General features: G+C 70.0%; 14 protein-coding genes. 10 read left to right on the top strand and 4 right to left on the bottom strand.

What is annotated here, in order from left to right:
- Positions 1-200: 200 nt before the first annotated feature.
- The 3 genes from ABH923_RS17790 to ABH923_RS17800 all read left to right on the top strand — a co-directional run bounded on the left by ABH923_RS17790 (position 201) and on the right by ABH923_RS17800 (position 3229).
- The gene (locus ABH923_RS17790) at positions 201-1766 is read left to right on the top strand and encodes an FG-GAP repeat domain-containing protein (protein WP_370056722.1); all 1566 of its coding nucleotides are present in this window, start codon (positions 201-203) and stop codon (positions 1764-1766) included.
- A 78-nt stretch (positions 1767-1844) separates the two neighbouring features.
- The gene (locus tag ABH923_RS17795) at positions 1845-2465 is read left to right on the top strand and encodes a hypothetical protein (RefSeq protein WP_370056723.1); all 621 of its coding nucleotides are present in this window, start codon (positions 1845-1847) and stop codon (positions 2463-2465) included.
- Between the two features lie 290 nt (positions 2466-2755).
- The gene (locus ABH923_RS17800) at positions 2756-3229 is read left to right on the top strand and encodes a hypothetical protein (protein ID WP_370056724.1); all 474 of its coding nucleotides are present in this window, start codon (positions 2756-2758) and stop codon (positions 3227-3229) included.
- Positions 3230-3258: 29 nt separating this feature from the next.
- Here the strand turns inward: ABH923_RS17800 and ABH923_RS17805 are convergent, their stop codons facing one another.
- Positions 3259-3453: a hypothetical protein gene (locus ABH923_RS17805; protein WP_370056725.1), complete on the bottom strand. Its 195-nt coding sequence runs from the start codon at positions 3451-3453 to the stop codon at positions 3259-3261.
- 131 nt (positions 3454-3584) lie between these two features.
- Here ABH923_RS17805 and ABH923_RS17810 point away from each other — a divergent pair, with 131 nt between their 5' ends.
- Positions 3585-4079, top strand: coding sequence for a peptidoglycan-binding protein (locus ABH923_RS17810; protein ID WP_370056726.1), 495 nt, complete (start codon positions 3585-3587; stop codon positions 4077-4079).
- Between the two features lie 93 nt (positions 4080-4172).
- Here the strand turns inward: ABH923_RS17810 and ABH923_RS17815 are convergent, their stop codons facing one another.
- Positions 4173-5339, bottom strand: a complete 1167-nt coding sequence (locus tag ABH923_RS17815) for an ROK family protein (RefSeq protein ID WP_370056727.1) — start codon at positions 5337-5339, stop codon at positions 4173-4175.
- Between the two features lie 162 nt (positions 5340-5501).
- Here ABH923_RS17815 and ABH923_RS17820 point away from each other — a divergent pair, with 162 nt between their 5' ends.
- Genes ABH923_RS17820 through ABH923_RS17845 form a run of 6 tightly spaced genes read left to right on the top strand, consistent with a single transcriptional unit; the run spans position 5502 to position 11632 of the window.
- Positions 5502-6644: a Gfo/Idh/MocA family protein gene (locus tag ABH923_RS17820; RefSeq protein WP_370056728.1), complete on the top strand. Its 1143-nt coding sequence runs from the start codon at positions 5502-5504 to the stop codon at positions 6642-6644.
- Positions 6641-7606 (top strand): sugar phosphate isomerase/epimerase family protein, encoded by a 966-nt coding sequence (locus ABH923_RS17825; protein WP_370056729.1) that lies wholly within the window; start codon positions 6641-6643, stop codon positions 7604-7606. The genes ABH923_RS17820 and ABH923_RS17825 overlap by 4 nt, the downstream gene beginning before the upstream one ends.
- A gap of 54 nt (positions 7607-7660) precedes the next feature.
- Positions 7661-8791 (top strand): PotD/PotF family extracellular solute-binding protein, encoded by a 1131-nt coding sequence (locus ABH923_RS17830; protein WP_370056730.1) that lies wholly within the window; start codon positions 7661-7663, stop codon positions 8789-8791.
- The gene (locus tag ABH923_RS17835; protein WP_370056731.1) at positions 8791-9765 is read left to right on the top strand and encodes an ABC transporter permease; all 975 of its coding nucleotides are present in this window, start codon (positions 8791-8793) and stop codon (positions 9763-9765) included. The genes ABH923_RS17830 and ABH923_RS17835 overlap by 1 nt, the downstream gene beginning before the upstream one ends.
- Positions 9762-10574, top strand: a complete 813-nt coding sequence (locus ABH923_RS17840) for an ABC transporter permease (RefSeq protein ID WP_370056732.1) — start codon at positions 9762-9764, stop codon at positions 10572-10574. Before ABH923_RS17835 ends, ABH923_RS17840 begins: the two co-directional genes overlap by 4 nt.
- A complete protein-coding gene (locus ABH923_RS17845) occupies positions 10574-11632 on the top strand; it encodes an ABC transporter ATP-binding protein (protein ID WP_370056733.1) in 1059 nt (352 codons plus the stop codon). The genes ABH923_RS17840 and ABH923_RS17845 overlap by 1 nt, the downstream gene beginning before the upstream one ends.
- A gap of 51 nt (positions 11633-11683) precedes the next feature.
- Here the strand turns inward: ABH923_RS17845 and ABH923_RS17850 are convergent, their stop codons facing one another.
- Together ABH923_RS17850 and ABH923_RS17855 are read right to left on the bottom strand one after the other, a co-directional pair.
- Positions 11684-12724 (bottom strand): DUF4037 domain-containing protein, encoded by a 1041-nt coding sequence (locus ABH923_RS17850; protein ID WP_370056734.1) that lies wholly within the window; start codon positions 12722-12724, stop codon positions 11684-11686.
- Positions 12725-12753: 29 nt separating this feature from the next.
- Positions 12754-14391: an amidohydrolase gene (locus tag ABH923_RS17855; protein WP_370056735.1), complete on the bottom strand. Its 1638-nt coding sequence runs from the start codon at positions 14389-14391 to the stop codon at positions 12754-12756.
- Between the last annotated feature and the right edge of the window lie 82 nt (positions 14392-14473).

Consider the following 14473-nt stretch of genomic DNA (forward strand, 5'->3'; position numbering starts at 1 on the left):
GGAGTCAGCCTGGCTCCGTGGAAAGCGATCCACGCTCCCTGAGCTCGTGGACGGGAACGCAGCCGATTCACCCTCATTCGAGTGGCAGAACCCGATGTCCCCACCGACTAAAGTGATCCCGCCGCCCGGCCCGTTCCACACGCGCCGAGCCCATGCGGCGACGAGGGGGAGACGTGGGTTCTGTGCGGCTTAGGGTGGCGGTGCTCGCCACCATCGGCGCGCTGATCGTGGGGCTGGGACTCGTGTCCGCGCCCGCGGGGGCGGCCACGACGATTACGGCGAGCAACCTGGCGGGGACGACCGATTGCAGCTCGTTGCAGAACGGCTACTATCCCGGGATCCACGTCACCGGGTCGCTCGCGGGGCTGACTCCCTCCGCTCCGTACACCGTCGGCGTCTACAGTCGAACGAATGGCACGCAGGTCGGAAGTGACATCGCCCTCGTAACGGATGCCCAAGGTGCGGCGACCATCGATGCCGCGCTGACCGGCCAGGTCGTCTCGTACTCGGCCTACGGGATCCAGGTCCGGTCGGGCTCGACGCTCGTGTTCGCCCGAGGGGTCTTCCTCAGCAGCCGCTGCGACCCCGGGGTCGCGCCGACGGGTCAGCTCACGGCGGACATGGTGTGTCCGACCCGCTTCCTCACCTACGGCGGCATCTACGGCAGCCAGAACGTGGACGCCACCTCCTTCCACGTGCACGGGACACTGACCGGTTTCGTTCCGGGCCAGACCTACCAACTGGAGGACTACCAGGGCGGGAAGCTGGACGCGTCCGTGGTCGCGGACGCGAGTGGAGCGCTGAGCATCGACATGGCGTTCACGGACACCGGCAGTCAGCATCTCAGCGACAACCTGTTCACCTCGAGCCAGGGCCAGTCGGTCGGGACCGAGTACTTCGCGCCGGCCGACCCGTGCCCCGCCATCAAGCCGTCCACGCAGCATGCGCTCCCCAACCACGATGGGGATGTCAACGGCGACGGAGCGGCCGACCTCCTGGCCATCGACCTGAACGGTCGCCTGCTCGAGTACCAGAACACGCACGACAGTCACCCGTTCGGCGCGGGGCAGGTGATCGGTTCCGGCTGGGGGTCTCAGTTCGCCGCAGGCAAGACCGTCTCCGGCGACATCACCGGTGACGGGTACGCCGAGATCGTGGCCATCCGCTCCGACGGCGCCCTCGTGGCGTATTACAACAACATGGCCATCAACCCCGGGCACCTCCCGTACTCGTCGGGGACGGTCATCGGGTCAGGATGGCAGGCGTTCACGAACATCACGCTGGGCGACATCAACGGGGACGGGTACGCCGACCTCATCGCCGAGCGATCGGACGGCACCTTCTGGGTGTACCTCAACGGGATCCGCAGCAATCCGGGACATCTGCCCTTCAGCACGGGCCGGCAACTCGCCGGCACGTTCAGCGTCGACCCCAATGGCTTCGCCGCCGGGGACCTGAACGGGGACGGGTACGCGGATCTCTTCGCTCTGGACAGCTGGGTGAATCCCAACCGGACCGCGGCCGGCGCCTCGGCACCGTTCGGCGAGCTGTCAGGGGCGTCTCCCTGGGCGAACGGGAACATCAGCTACGCCAACATCCAGGCAGGATGGGCGCTCGGGGACTACCTGCAGACCGGGAACGACGGCCTCCTGATCGCGAACCCCGGCGACGGCTCGCTGGTGCTCGTGGGGGATGCGATGAACGACGGCGGCTCCGGGACCGTGATCGGGTCGGGGTGGCAAGCCATTCGGCAGATCATCCCGTGATGCTGGTCGCCGTGCTCTTGCCGCACGACCCGGCGCAGCGGTTGAATTCGTCCACCACGTGACACGACGGGAGGACTGATGGCCTACTTCGGTGACCCGCGGCGAGAGTTCTTCGCCTCCGACCCCGCTGCGGAGCTCGGCTCCTTCGCGTGGAACGTCTTCGACGACGTCGGCGCATTGGTGGACATGCGCGAGGACCTCTTTCCGCGCTACACGGAGGAACCCGAAGTCGCGATCGAAGGATTCGACGAGTTCCGCGAACTGGCCGGGCAGGCGTTCGGGGCCGTGCTGACCACGCGTGACGAGTTCATCTGGGAGATCCTCGGCCTCGATCCGGGGCAGCTCGAAGGTGTCGGACTGGTCGGGCCGGAGCTGGCGCTCAAGATGGCGGCCTGGCAGGCCTCGCGCGACCTCCTCGCCGCCCTGCTGCGCGGTTCCGGAGGGGAAGAGGAGCAGCAGGAGTTCGTCGTGCCGCCGTCGGAACGCGTCCGGCCGGCGGAGAAGATCCCGTTGGTGCGACGAATCGCGCGTCGGGTCCCCATCCTTCGACCGCTCCTCATCACAGGCAAGGCCGCGCTGGAACGCGCCGACATCGCCCTCGGCAGCCTCGTCAAGCTCGCGCCGCTCGGGGAGCGGTTGGTCGAGCTGAAGGAGATGGTGGAGTCGGGCATGGGAGAGCTCGCCGACCGTATGGACTGAACGGGTCGCGATCCACGGCAACGGGCTCGTGCGTGGTTCGGCCGGATGTTCATGCGCGAGCACTGGATGCGCCGCACGGAGTGACGCGGCTTCGAAAGCGGCGCCGGCGGCGAACTGCCTTGGGGGAGGGCGGCCGCCGACGTCGCTGCTGAATTTTCACCTACCGCGTCTAAGAGACGGCTAAGAATCCAGCCGAAGTCCAAAAATGACCATTGCTCAAACGCAACCTGCGGCCTACCGTGTGCGACGCCGGTCGGACGACCGGTATCGGAGCTAACCGGAGGTTGGATATGAGCACACCGCAGGCGGACGTTCCAGGAGCGGCACCCCGCACGACGGCGACGGGAGGCGCGGGGGTCGCGCCGAAGCAGGTCAACACGGCGTTCTGGCTGTACATCGCGAGCGCGGCAGTGAGTCTGGTCCTGTTGATCATCGCGGTGGCGACGGCCGGCACCGTGGCGGCGCAGGTGCAGCAGAGCACCGGCGGCAAGCTCTCGGGCGCGGCCGTCGGTGCCTCCATCACCATCAGCGTGATCTTCGGCATCCTGTACATCGCCGCCTACGTCGTGTTCGCCGTGTTCATGCGGCGCGGCGCGAACTGGGCGCGCATCGTCCTGCTGGTCGTGACCGCCCTCTCCCTGTTCGGCATCCTGGGAGGCTACGGGGTCGGGGCCGTGCGTGCGGTGCTCGGGGTGATCGCCACGATCCTGATCTTCATCAAGCCGGCCAGCGAGTACTTCCGATCGGGGCGCGGGGCCCGGTAGAAACGGAGGCGGCGACTGCTGACCCCCCCCTACTCCTGGAACACCCCCAGCATCCGCTCGCGGTTGTCGCCGAGCGCCCGCTCGCAGCCCGACACGCAGTGCACATCCTGCGGGGCGGTGCGGAAGCCGGCCTGGCCCGGGTTGCCGAGCATCTTGACGGTGCCGTTCATGCGTTTTCCGCAGACGGGGCAGTCCGCCGTCCGCAGTTCGATTCTGATCGCCATGCGCCAACGGTAGGCCCCCCATTCGCGGGACACGCGCGGCCACGCGGATGGCCGCGGAACGCCCAGGATCAGCGCTTGCCGTAGACCGGACGGTCTGCCACACTGGCGGCGCTCGGACGAGAGGAGCCATCATGCCGAATCCAGGACAGCCGACGGTGCAGGAGGGCGACACCGGCGACGCGGTCAAGCGGGCGCAGCGCGCGGTGCGGCGCACACCGAACCTCGGCATCGTCGTCGACGGGGTCTTCGGACCCGCGACGAAGGCCGCGATCATCGACTTCCAGAGCGGCGCGGGGCTCGTGCCCGACGGGATCGTGGGGCCGCTCACCTGGGCGGCGCTCCCGGACGGCGGGCCGATGCCGGTGCTGAGCGAGGGCTCGACCGGCCCCGTCGTCTCCAGCCTCCAGACCATCCTCACCAACGGAGCCGATCAGTGGGGTGGCGTCACTCCCGGAGGCATCGACGGGATCTTCGGGCCGCACACCCGCGCCTCGGTGGAGGCGTTCCAGGGCTGGGGCGGGGTCACGGTGGACGGCGTCGTGGGGGATCAGACGTGGAGCGTGTCCCTGCACGCGGCCAGCGCGACGTTGGAGACGGCGGTGGGGTTGGAGTACGTGATCTCCTGATAAAGGAGGACGCGGCTGGATCTCCTTCCGAACGGGGGTCTGAAGGAGATCCAGGGTGTGTCGGGCCGGAATCTCCTGTGAGAGGGGGCCGGGTCAGCTGGCGGCCTCTTCCGGGGCGGGCAGGGGGATACGGGCTCGGCCGATGCGGGCTACGCCGGCGGGGGTGAAGAGTTGGTCGCCGAGGGACTCGATGCACATGCGGAGGCAGCCGGTCAGGACGCTGGCGTCGCCGTACTGGGAGCCCCGCAGGCGGGTCTCGATGGGGCGGTCGTTGGTGGCCAGCTTGCGTTCGAGGGCGGGGATGAGGAGGTCCGCCAGCGTGCCGAGCGAGCCGCCGAGGATGATCTCCTCCGGCGCGAGCAGCCACGCGATCAGGGTGACGCCGGTGCTGAGCGCGCTCGCGAGGCGATCGACCTCCTCGAGCGCGTGCGCTTCGCCGGCGCGGGCGGCGATCACGAGCTCCCAGGTCGCGGCGTGGCCGGGCGCGAGCTCGTCGTCCAGGTCGACCAGGAGCGGGCTGACCAGGTCGTGCAGGCCGAGGTCGCGCGCCCAACTCACCTCGCCCGCGGCGCCGTCGCGGCCGCGGTAGAGCTCGTTGCGCAGCACGAGACCGATACCGATGCGCTCGCTGTCCGAGAAGATGTAGGCGAAGTCCTGCACCTCGCCGTCGCGCGACCACTTCTCGCCGAGCGCGGCGACCTTCGCGTCGTTCTCGACGCGCACCGGGCAGTCGAACAGCTCGCCGACCGCGTCGCGCAGTGAGAAGCCGGTCCACTCGGGCATGGTCATCGGGAGGTCGACCATCCCGTCGTCGCGCACGATGCCGGGGGTGGAGACGGTGACGGCGACGACGGCCGACCGGTCGACGGCCGCCTCCTCGAGCAGCCGGGTCACGCAGTCGTCCAGGAGGCTGAGGCGCTCAGCCCGGGAGGTCTTGATCGGCAGCGGCACCCGCAGGTCGCCGAGGATCGTGGTCGCCAGGTCGGCGACGGTCGCGTGGATCTGGCCGGCCTCCAGCTGCAAGGCGACCACGCACGCGGCGTCGTAGCGGAACGCGAACGATCGCGCAGGGCGCCCGACCGGACGCGCGTCGGGGGAGGCCGCGGCCAGCTCCACGACCCAGCCGGAGTCCATGAGGTCGTCGAGGATCAGCTCGATCGTCCGCCGAGACAGCCCGGACTCCTGCTGCAGCTCGGTCATCTTCGCCGGACCGGTGCGGTACAGGATGCCGAGCGTGCTGGCGGCGTTGCGCTGCCGCATCTCCGAATGATCCATGTCTGGTCTACCCCTTCGTGCCAGTGCCTGATCTTACGCGAGAAAAAATAGTTTTGCTATTACCGCGCATAATTGCTAACGTTCCCGTTCAACGGCGAAAAGCAAACGTGCTTCCTCCGCCGAGAGCTTCGAAGAAGAAGGGCCAGCGTGACTGTTCAGAAAGACCGGATCGGGGTCGGCATCGTCGGCTGCGGCAACATCTCGGGCGCGTACTTCCGCGGGCTGGAGCGCTTCGACGGCCTCCGCATCGTCGGCTGCACCGACCTGAGCCAGGAGCTCGCGCAGGCGGCGGGGGAGCGCTACGGCGTCCCGGTCTTCGCGAGCGTCGAGGAGCTGGCCGCGGCGGAGGGCGTGGACATCCTCGTCAACCTCACCCCGCCGCTGGCGCACGAGAGCGTGACCCGCGCCCTCCTCGCGACGGGAAAGCACGTCTTCACGGAGAAGCCGCTCACGGCCTCCTTCGCCACGGCGGCCCCGCTGGTCGCCGAGGCCCGCGAGCGCGGCGTGCTGTTCGGCTCCGCCCCCGACACCTTCCTCGGCTCCGCCGGCCAGACCGCGCGCGCCGCGGTGGACGCGGGACTGATCGGCGAGGTGATCGGCGCGAGCGCCTTCGTCACCCACAGCAAGGCCGAGCTCTGGCACCCGGACCCCACCTTCCTCTTCATCCCGGGCGGCGGCCCGGCGCTCGACATGGGCCCGTACTACATCGCCGCGCTGGTCAACCTCCTCGGCCCGGTCGCGACCGTCTACGCCAGCGCGCGGATCGGCAGCACCGTCCGGCCGGTCTCCACCCCGGGCCGGCGGGTGGAGTCCATCGACGTCACCATCCCGACGCACGCCTCGGCGACGCTCGATTTCGCCTCGGGCGCGATCGGCACGGTGCTGGCCAGCTTCGACGTCTGGGACCACAACCTCCCGTTCATCGAGCTGTACGGCTCGAACGGCACGCTCAGCGTCCCCGACCCGAACAACTACGACGACGCTGTGCGCGTCCGTCTGCACGGTGAGGACGAGTGGCGCGAGCTGCCCGGCGTCATCGAGGGCTTCACGGACGGTCTCCTGGAGGAACTGCTTCCGCTGCGCGGCCCCGGCGTCGCCGACCTCGCCGCCGCGCTGACCGGCGAGCCGCACCGCACCAGCGCCGACTTCGCCCTGCACGTGCTGGAGGTGCTCGACGCGATCGCGAACGGCACCGACGGCGTCCACACCCTGACCACCACCTGCGAGCGCCCCGCCCCGGCTACGGAGACCTGGCGCTCGGCATCCCTCGAGGAGACCGCGATCGCATGACCGCCACCACCGCACCCACCACGACCCGCGCGTTCGGCGTCGACCTGATCACCTTCTTCGACCCGGGCTTCTGGGGCCTCACAGGCCGCGATTCGCTGGAAGCCCTCGCCTCCGCAGAGCCGCTCCGCGTCTGGGACACGATCCTCGACGCCCTGCAGGAGGCCGGCGTCGCCGAGTTCGAGATGACCTTCCCGCCCGCCGACCGCCTCACGGCCATCGCCGCCTACGGATCGGCCGAGGCCTTCTCCGCCGAGCTGGAGCGCCGCGGGCTCTCGGTGGTCAGCGCCTACTTCGCCGACATCGAGCACGCGGAGGACGTGACCGACCCGGCCACCCGCGCCGCCATCCTCGCCGCCGCCGAGACCGAGGCGGCCTTCCTCGCGGGCATCGGCGCGTCCTTCCTGGTCGCCGGCCTGCCGATGCGCCGCAACAACGCGGAAGGCGACGGCCTCGCGCCGGTCGACCTCGCGACTGCAGCGCCGATCGCCGACATCGCCAACGAGGTCGGGGCGATCACGAAGCGGCACGGCGTGACCCTCGCCCTCCACACCGAGAGCCACTCGGTGTTCTGGACCCCGCGCGACGTCGACCTGTTCCTGCTGCTGACCGACCCGTTCCTCGTCGCGTTCTGCCCGGACACCGGCCACATCGTGCTCGGCGGGGGAGACCCGGTCCAGCTCGTCTCGCGCCACCGCGAGCGCGTCGTCATCGCGCACTGGAAGGACGCCGCCGGCGCCTTCCGCGAGCACGCGCTCGTGGACGAGGGCATCTGGGAGCGGCACCGCCCGTACTTCCGCGCCGCCGGTCAGGGCATCGTCGACTGGCCCGCCTTCGCCGCGACCCTCGCCGGAATCGGCTACGAGGGTGGCATCCTGCTCGAGCTCGACGCCGCCTCCGACCCGGTCGGGCAGCTCATCGCGGCGCGCACCTACCTGGAGGACGCCACCGCCGGCATCCTCTGACCCACCCACCGCCAAGAGTGGACAGACGCACCACAACAACAAGGAGAGAATGACGTGAAAGACTCACGCAGCACCAAAGGGCAACGGCGCCGCTCCATCGCACGACGGACGAGTGTCGCCGTCGCAGCGGCCGTCGCAGCCGCCGTCGCCCTGACTTCGTGCTCGCTGTCGCCGAGCGCCTCGGGCAGCGACAGCAACACCCTGACCGTCGCCATCTGGAAGGGCTACGGCGCCGACCTGCCCTGGGTCGCCACCGACTTCAAGAAGGAGACCGGAGCCACCCTCAAGTTCCAGTACATCGACTCCGAGTCGAACGAGCTGCAGCTGGTGAACAAGACCAACGGCGGCATCGACGTCGCCCTCCCGAACATCCAGTACATCGGCCAGGGCATCGACCAGGGGATCTTCCACGAGCTGGACACCTCCAAGCTGACGAACTACAACGACTTCTACCCGGACTTCTCCGGCCGCAAGGAGATCCGCAAGGACGGCAAGCTCTACGGCGTCCCGTGGACCTGGGGCAGCACCGGCCTGTTCTTCGACGGCAGCAAGGTGACGCCGACGCCCGACTCGCTCAGCGTGCTGTGGGACCCGAAGTACAAGGGCCAGATCGCGCTCATCGACGACGCGACCGTGCTCGTCCCGATCACCGCCCTCTACCTCGGCGAGGACCCGCAGAACCCCGACATGGCGAAGGTCACCCCGGCCCTGCAGAAGCTGAAGGACAACGCCAAGCTGCTGTACTCCTCGACCGACGACCTCGCCAAGGGCATCGCCAGCGGCGCCATCGTCGCCGGGATCGCGAACTCCGACGGCATCGGCGGACTGATCGCCGGCAACGCGCCGGGGACGTCGAACTTCAAGTACGAGATCACCAAGGAGGGCGCGGTCGGCTGGATCGACAACTGGGCGATCGCGGCGAAGACGCAGCACCTCGACCTCGCCTACAAGTGGCTCAACTACATGACGGGCAAGGACTTCCTGACCAAGTGGGCGAACACCCCCGCCGACTCCTCGCCGGCCCCGGCGAACAAGTCGGTCGTCTCCGCGCTCGAACCGGCCACGCTGGACCGCCTCCAGGCGAACCCCGACAAGATCTCGAGCCTCGCGCTGCAGCTCCCGCAGCCCGCGGACCGGCTCCAGTCGTGGGTCGACGCCTGGACGCAGGTGAAAGCCGGCTCCTGATGACCACCGCCCCTCTCTCCCTGGCCCGCCGTCCCCGGCGGCGGGCCAGGGGGGCCCTGGGCACGGGCTTCCTGCTCACCCCCGGCGGCCTCCTGCTCGTCCTGTTCGCCCTGCTCCCGCTGGTCGCGCTGCTGATCATCGGGTTCACGAACGGCTCCGGCGGCTTCACCGTCGAGAACTTCACGGAGATGTTCTCGAGTGCGGTGTACATGTCGCTGCTCGGCCGGACGCTGCTGATCGCGTTCTGCGTGACCGTGGTCAGCATCGCGCTGGCCTGGCCCGCCGCGTGGGCGCTGGCCCGCTACACGAGCCCGCGGGCGAAGCCGTTGATCCTCGGGTTCGTCATCATCCCGTACATCACGTCGCAGCTGCTGCTGATCTACGGGTTCGTCAGCCTCATCCAGGCCGGCGGGCCGGTGATGTCGTTCCTGTCCTCGATCGGGCTGGCCGACCCGCAGGCGTCCATCATGTACACGCCGGCGGCGAACATCCTGATGCTGGTGCAGGAGTCCATCCCCACCGCCATCCTGGTGATGTACTCGGCCTCCGAGCAGATCAGCGGGTCGGTGCTGGAGGCCTCCCGGACCCTGGGCGCGTCGAAGGGCTTCGTGTTCACGCGGGTCATCTGGCCGCTCAGCTCGGCGATGATCGGCGTGAACTTCGCCCTCACCTTCGTGCAGACCGTCGGCGCCTTCGCCGAACCCGCCATCCTCGGAGGACCCAACGGGCAGATGCTCGGCAACACCATCTCGGCGCAGCTCTCCGCCGGCGTCCACCAGCAGTTCGCGGTGGCGATGTCGCTGGTACTGCTGGTGACGTCGCTGGCGATCGTCGGAGGCGTGACCGGGCTGCTGTCGTGGTCGCGCAACGCGCTCTCCGGGGTCGCGAAGGCCGGCAAGCCGCGCGTGGAGAGCGTGGCTGCGCAGACCCGCATCGCCGAAGAAGCGCTGACGACCGAAGGAGTCCTCCGATGAAGACCGCCGTGCTGCCCCGGCTGATGAAGGTCTGGCTGTACGTGGTGCTGGTCGTCCTGGCACTGCCGCTGCTGGCCATGACCGCGCTCAGCCTCAACCAGTCCCGGTACGGCACGTTCCCGTTCCACTTCACGTTCGACTGGTACGCGAACCTCTCGCACGACCAGGCGCTCGTGGACGCGCTGCTCACCAGCCTCAACCTCGCGACGCAGGCGACCATCTTCGCCGTGGTCGTCGGCACGCTCCTCTCCCTCGGGATGGCGCGCAGCCGCGTCTACATCACGGCACCGATCAACAGCCTCCTCCTCGCCCTGCTCACAGTCCCTGCGCTGATCCTCGCCGCCGGGTTCGTCGTGGTGTTCGGCTGGCTGGGCCTCGGGTCGAGCGCGCTCGGGCTGATCCTCGCCTCGATCGTGACCTCGTTGCCGTTCGTCGTGCTGATCGTCTCCGGACGGCTGCGCGACCTGAACCCGAACTACGCGGAGGCGGCGCACTCGCTGGGCGCCGGTCCGCTGCGGACGTTCCTGACCATCACCATCCCGCTGATCGGGCCGTCCATCATCGCGGGAGGCCTGCTGGCGTTCGTGATCACGTTCAACAACTTCGCGATCCAGCTCTTCCTCGCCCCGATCGGGGTGTCGACCCTGCCGGTGCAGATCTACTCGATGGTCCGCCTCGGTGTGACGCCCGACGTGGACGCGCTGGCGACGATCATCATCCTCTCCACGGTGCTGCTGGTGGTCATCCTCAACTGGCTGTCCGGCAACGCCGCCAAGCTCTTCACGACCTCTACGAACAAAGGAAACTGATGGCCGAGCTCACTGTGACGGGTGTGTCGAAGACGTTCAACGGCACCCGCGTCCTCGAACCGCTGGACCTCCGCGTCGGCGATGGCGCCTTCTGCTGCATGCTGGGCTCCTCCGGGTCGGGCAAGTCCACCCTGCTGCGCATCGTCGCCGGCCTGGAGGACCCCGACGGCGGCTCCATCCGGGTCGGGTCGCGTGACGTGACCCGGCTCTCGGTGGAGAAGCGCAACATCGGGTTCGTCTTCCAGAACTACGCGCTGTTCCCGCACCTGTCGGTGCTGGCCAACGTGATGTACGGGCTCCGCGCCCGCCGCACCCCGCGGTCGGCGGCGAAGAAGAAGGCCGAGGAGATGCTCGGCCTGGTCGGCCTCGGCGACTTCGGCGGACGCTCCCCGGCGCAGCTCTCCGGCGGTCAGCAGCAGCGCGTCGCCCTCGCGCGCGCCCTGGTGACCTCCCCGGACCTGCTGCTGCTGGACGAGCCGCTGTCCGCGCTGGACAAGAAGATCCGCGGCGAGATGCAGCGCGAGCTCAAGCGCATCCACCGGGAGACCGGGCTGACGACGATCATGGTCACCCACGACCAGGAGGAGGCGATGGACCTCGGCGACCAGGTGATGATGCTCGACCGCGGCGTGGTCCAGCAGAACGACACCCCGGAGTCGCTATACCGCGCACCGGGCAACCGGTTCGTGGCGCAGTTCCTCGGCGGGCAGTCCCTCGGCACTGGCGTCGTCCACGGCTCGGGCCGGGCCGCGAGGGTGGCGATCGGCGGGCTGTCGCTGACGACGGCGCAGGACGACCTCCGCGAGGGCGACCGCGTCGACGTGCTGGTCATGGCCGAGCGCGTGCGCATCCTTGCGGAGGACTCAGCATCCACGCCGGGGTCGGCGTCGGGCGTGCTGCGCGCGGTCGACTTCTTCGGGCCGTTCGCGCGGGCCGAGATCGTCGCGGGCGACCTCCGCATCCCGGTCACCATGCTCTCCCAGGCCGCCGAGGCGTTGACCCCCGGCCAGCAGGTCGGCTTCACCATCGCCCCCGAAGGCCTCCACGCCTTCGCCTGACCGCCGAACGTGACTCATCGCGGGAATCCATCGTCGGATTCCCGCGATGAGTCACGTCTCGTCGGCCTGCACGGTGCGGCGGCGGGCCTGGGGGTCGGTGAGGAGGGCCGGGTTGTCGCTGCGCTGCTCGATCGAGCCCAAGCCGAGCGGGAGGCGGCGGACGTCCTCGTCGGCGATCGGGTCGAGTAACTGGGTGACGATCGCCGGATCCGGGTGCAGGAAGGGCCGGTCCCAGAACGGGACGGTCGCCCGCGCCACGTCCGTCAGCCCCAGCTCGTTCTGCTGGGCCAGCAGCCCCTCCAGGAGGGCGGCGAGCCCGCGTTGCCGGGAGTCAGCGTCGGCCGCGGCGAGCACGGCGTCGGCGTGGGGCTGCAGCTCGGCCGCGCGGGGGAGCGACCCGAAGAGGGTGCCGAACCACTTCGCGTACGGAGGCCAGCGCCGCTCCAGCAGGAAGGACAGGTGCATCGCCACCTGGGTCAGCCGCGCGCCGATGATGCGCGCACCGGCGTCGTCGCCCAGCTCGGCGGCCCGGCCCATCAACGGCAGCTCCTGCGCGAGTCGTGCCCAGTCGCAGGCGACCACGTAACGCCAGACGTCGTCCGGATACCAGTCGAGCGCCTGCCGCGCCCTCCCGAGCTCGCCGTCCGCGTCGACGAAGACCGGCCCGGCGACCACTTCGAGCACGGCCTGCCCGGTGAGCGAAAGCCAGTCGGAGGTCGAGACGCCGGCGCGCGAATCGAAGCCGAGCCGCGACCGGAGGAACTCCGGCAGCGAGCTCACGTCGACGTGGTGGCGCGGGCGGGACTCGCCCGTGAGCGCGAATCGCGTCGGCAGGCCGTCGAAGGTCTCGGGCAGCGCCTGATCGAGGCAGGCGGAGACCTCGCCGATCGCGTCATCGGCGACGAACAGCTGAAGCCGGAGCCCCCAATCGTGATCGCGCGACCTGTTGTCGTCCAGGCCGAGGACGTCCGAGCCCGGGCCGAGCCGTCCGGCCGCGTACGCGAGGCCGGGGAAGCGAGAGGCGAGCAGGGGCCCGACGATCCGCCGGTGGTAGGCGCGGGCGAGGGCGATGCCCGTGGTGTCGTCGTTCACACCCTCCATCGTGCCGCGGGAGGCGTGCGTCAGGCGCGGTACACGCTGCGGCCGTCGATGAGCGTCTCGGCCACGCGGGCGGTGTCGAAGGAGTGCCCGTCGGAGATGTCGCTGTCCAGGAGGACGAGGTCGGCGGCGAGGCCGGGCGCCAGCCGTCCGGTGGTCGACTCCAGCCGGCCGATCCACGCGGCCGTCCCGGTGTAGGCGTCCAGCACGGTCGCCGCCGGCAGCGCCTCGGACGCCAGCAGCGGCTCGGTGAGCGCCTGCCCCGTCGCGTGCGGATCCGTGGAGGGCGCCAGCCGCGTCGTGCCGGTGTGCATCGCCCACAGCGGGTTGGGGTCGGACACCGGCCAGTCGCTGCCGCCGACGATGCGCGCGCCGCGCCGCCGGAGCGACTCGAACGGGAAGTGCCTGCCCGCCCGGTCGCCGCCCATCATCGGCAGCTTGCGCTCCACGATCTCGGTGTCCGTGCGCGCCCACAGCAGCTGCGCGTTCACGGTGACGTCGAGCTCGGCGAAGCGGTCGACGTCGGCGCCGTCCACCACGTCGAGGTGCGCGAGCTGGTGGCGGCCTCCCGCCGGCCCGTTGACGGACCGGGCGTGCGCCACGGCGTCGAGGCACTCGCGCACGGCGCGGTCGCCCACGGCGTGCAGGTGCACGTCGAAGCCGCGGGCGTCCAACTCGGCGACGATCGTCGCGAGCTCGTCCGCTGGGATGAACGAGTCGCCCCGCACGCCCGGCTTGTCGCTGTAGTCCTCGAGGAGGGCGGCGGTGCGGTTCTCGATCATGCCGTCCTGCATGATCTTGACGGTGCCCGCCTCGATCCGTCCGGCCTGCGCGACGCGCTCCCGCCGCGCCTCCAGGTCGGCGAACTGCTCCAGACCGCGGTCGCGGTCCCACCACTGGCAGAGCACCACCCGGGCGGTGAGCGTGCCCTGCCGCGCCAGGTTCAGGTAGGCGTCGAGCGAGTCAGGTCCGAGCTCGCTCTTGCCCACGGCGGCGTCGTGCCAGGTGGTCACGCCGACCGAATGGAGGCGCTGCTGAGCGGCCAGGATGGCCTCCTCCACGGCGCCGGGGCCGGGCTCGGGGAGGATCGGGTCCAGTGCCTGCATCGCGGTGTCGAGCAGCACGCCGGTGAGCGCGCCGCGCTCGTCGCGCACGAAGCGGCCGCCCAGCGGGTCGGCGGCGTCCGGGGCGATCCCGGCGGCCTCCAGCGCCCGGGAGTTGACCCAGACGCCGTGGCCGTCGTGGCTGGTGAGGATGACGGGACGGTGGGCCTCCACGCCGTCGAGCAATTCGCGGGTGGGGAGGCCGCCGGGGAAGACGTCGCCGTACCAGCCGACGCCGACGATGACGTCGAGCTCGGGATGCGCGGACGCGTACCCGGCGATGATGCGCAGGTACTCGTCGGCGTCGTGCACGGGCATCAGGTCGATGCCGAGCAGCGAGGCGCCCGCCATCGGCGGGTGCACGTGCGTGTCGTGGAAGCCGGGGAGCAGGGAGGCGCCGGCCATATCGCGGACGACCGTGCCGGCATCCCGCAGCGCCGCGAGCTCGTCGTCCGGCCCGACCGCGGCGATGAGCTCGTCACGGACGAGCACGCCGCCGTCCTGCCAGACGCCGTCGCCGAGGTACAGGCGGGCGTTCGTGAAGTGCAGACTCGTCATCGGCGTCCCTTTCGCGCTCAACGACCAGTCTCGGCGGTGCAACTGGATCACGCAAATAGTTTCGGATGGACCAGTTCATCAT

The organism is Leifsonia sp. EB41 (genome assembly GCF_041262565.1).
Classification (GTDB): domain Bacteria; phylum Actinomycetota; class Actinomycetes; order Actinomycetales; family Microbacteriaceae; genus Leifsonia.

Excerpts from the sequence above, each read along its gene's own strand:
- ABH923_RS17800 (WP_370056724.1), top strand. The coding sequence starts at position 2,756 with ATGAGCACACCGCAGGCGGACGTTCCAGGAGCGGCACCCCGCACGACG.
- ABH923_RS17810 (WP_370056726.1), top strand. The coding sequence starts at position 3,585 with ATGCCGAATCCAGGACAGCCGACGGTGCAGGAGGGCGACACCGGCGAC.
- ABH923_RS17845 (WP_370056733.1), top strand. The coding sequence starts at position 10,574 with ATGGCCGAGCTCACTGTGACGGGTGTGTCGAAGACGTTCAACGGCACC.
- ABH923_RS17840 (WP_370056732.1), top strand. The coding sequence starts at position 9,762 with ATGAAGACCGCCGTGCTGCCCCGGCTGATGAAGGTCTGGCTGTACGTG.
- ABH923_RS17835 (WP_370056731.1), top strand. The coding sequence starts at position 8,791 with ATGACCACCGCCCCTCTCTCCCTGGCCCGCCGTCCCCGGCGGCGGGCC.
- ABH923_RS17815 (WP_370056727.1), bottom strand. The coding sequence starts at position 5,339 with ATGCGGCAGCGCAACGCCGCCAGCACGCTCGGCATCCTGTACCGCACC.
- ABH923_RS17855 (WP_370056735.1), bottom strand. The coding sequence starts at position 14,391 with ATGACGAGTCTGCACTTCACGAACGCCCGCCTGTACCTCGGCGACGGC.
- ABH923_RS17825 (WP_370056729.1), top strand. The coding sequence starts at position 6,641 with ATGACCGCCACCACCGCACCCACCACGACCCGCGCGTTCGGCGTCGAC.
- ABH923_RS17805 (WP_370056725.1), bottom strand. The coding sequence starts at position 3,453 with ATGGCGATCAGAATCGAACTGCGGACGGCGGACTGCCCCGTCTGCGGA.
- ABH923_RS17795 (WP_370056723.1), top strand. The coding sequence starts at position 1,845 with ATGGCCTACTTCGGTGACCCGCGGCGAGAGTTCTTCGCCTCCGACCCC.